Source organism: Escherichia sp. 93.1518 (genome assembly GCF_013368915.2).
GTDB lineage: Bacteria > Pseudomonadota > Gammaproteobacteria > Enterobacterales > Enterobacteriaceae > Escherichia > Escherichia ruysiae.
The window spans coordinates 1-351 of sequence record NZ_JABWMT020000115.1 but is presented as its reverse complement, the minus strand read 5'-3'; the positions used below and the strand labels follow the sequence as shown (position 1 = coordinate 351).

1 protein-coding gene is annotated in these 351 nt (G+C 59.8%); it reads left to right on the top strand.

Features of this window, described 5'->3' with window-relative positions:
• The coding region (locus tag HEN21_RS22680; protein ID WP_183082966.1) for a phage tail tape measure protein at positions 1–351 on the top strand (351 nt) is incomplete at both ends.

Genomic DNA, 351 nt, shown 5'->3' with positions numbered 1-351 from the left:
AAATCCCTGCTGGCGCATAAAGATGAGACGCTGGAGTACAAACGCCAGCTGGCTGCACTTGGCGATAAGGTCACGTATCAGGAGCACCTGAACGCGCTGGCGCAGCAGGCGGATAAATTCGCACAGCAGCAACGGGCAAAACGGGCAGCCATTGAGGCGAAAAACCGGGGGCTGACTGACCGGCAGGCAGCGCGGGACGCCACGGAACAGCGCCTGAAGGAACAGTATGGCGATAATCCGCTGGCGCTGAATAGCGTCATGTCAGAGCAGAAAAAGACCTGGGCGGCTGAAGACCAGCTTCGCGGGAGCTGGATGGCAGGCCTCAGGTCAGGCTGGAGTGAGTGGGAAGAG